This window comes from Nocardia niwae NBRC 108934 = DSM 45340 (assembly GCF_001613465.1).
Lineage (GTDB): Bacteria > Actinomycetota > Actinomycetes > Mycobacteriales > Mycobacteriaceae > Nocardia > Nocardia niwae.
In genome coordinates, this window is the sequence record NZ_BDCK01000084.1 from 1 (window position 1) to 1,412 (window position 1,412).

Below are 1,412 nucleotides of genomic sequence, written 5' to 3' on the forward strand. Positions count from 1 at the left end.
AAATCCACAGTCCCGATCTCCCCCTCCACGTGGAGAGGGAAGCGCTGCGTAGTGGCATTCAACTCTGCCAGTGACCCGCCAAGCTCAGGAACTGTCAGCGCTCTTCGAAAATCGGGGGACTGTGGATTGCTCCTCTGTCAAGCAGCGGTAGGAGTTTCGGCTGATCGGTGGTCCAGGTCGGCGATCATGGCGTGGTAGACGACGTCGGATAGCCTGCGTTTGAGGATCCGCAGCGCTTCCATGCCGCCGTCGCCTTTGGCCTTGCGTTTGGCCAGCAGCGCTCGTGCGCCCGGGTGGCAGCGTGCCTGCGTGAGAGCGATGCGATGCAGCGCGGCGTTGAGTTGGCGGTTCCCGGTGCGGGACAGACGGTGGCGCGCTCGGTTGGACGACCAGACCGGCAGCGGTGCGCTGCCGTTGTGACGGGCGAAGGCGTCCTTGGATCGGAACCTGTCGACGCCGGCGGTCTCCCCGATGATCTTCGCCGCGGTCAAGGCCGCGCATCCGACGATGGCCAGCAGTGACGGCGCGATCTGTTGGACTCGTTCGCCGATCTCGCCAGCCAGCTCATCGATCTCGACGGTCAGCCGTCGGCAGTGGTGGATCAGGGTCATCGCCAGGCGGGCGACGAACTCGTCGAACTGGGCCAAGTGGGCTGCGACGCGGTCGTAGGCGCTGGCGCGTTCGAGCTTGCCCGGCGGCAGCCAGCCCGGATCCAGCTCGTGCAGGTGCCAGCGCAGCCGTGCGATTACCCGGGTGCGCTCGGCAACGAGGTCTTCTCGGTGGTCGACCAGCAGTCGGAGCTCGCGTTCGACTCCATCGAGCCGGGCCACCGGCAGGTCGGGTTCGCGCAACGCAGCCCGGGCGATGGCTAACGCGTCGATCGGGTCGGACTTGCCGTAGGTGCGCGCAGAATCCCGGGCGTGAGCCATCAGTTTCGGTGGAACCCGGACCACGCGCTCTCCAGCTGCGATCAGGTCGCTTTCCAGGCGCCGGGTCATATTCCGGCAGTCTTCCAGCGCCCATAACCGTTCCGGGTCGGGCTGTGCCCGCGCCCATTTCAGCAGTGCCAGATGATCAGTGCTGGTTGTTCCGACGGTTTTGGTGGACAGTTTCCGGCCGAGCTCGTCAGCGGAGACTGCGGTGTGGGTGCGCTTGTGCGCGTCGATCCCGATGACCATCATTGCTGCGTCTCAACCTCTTCTCGATCGCGGTGTGGCACGGACCGGTCGGAAGGCACTCCCCAGTCAGGGCGATGCCACGCTCCTCTCAAGCCATCCCGGCCGGTCCCGGATGTCGGCCGGCCGCAGAATCCACAACAGCCACGCAAGCGGGAATTTAACGGTCGAGCGAACCGGCCGACCCCGTGATCGTGACACTGGATCTAAGGGTGTTTCCGGCCTGATTCGCTGACC

General features: G+C 65.6%; 1 protein-coding gene. It reads right to left on the minus strand.

Features of this window, described 5'->3' with window-relative positions; genetic code table 11:
* Positions 1–137: 137 nt before the first annotated feature.
* Entirely contained in the window at positions 138–1,181 is a 1,044-nt protein-coding gene (locus tag NNI01S_RS32910) for an IS110 family RNA-guided transposase (protein WP_063025443.1), read from the minus strand.
* Between the last annotated feature and the right edge of the window lie 231 nt (positions 1,182–1,412).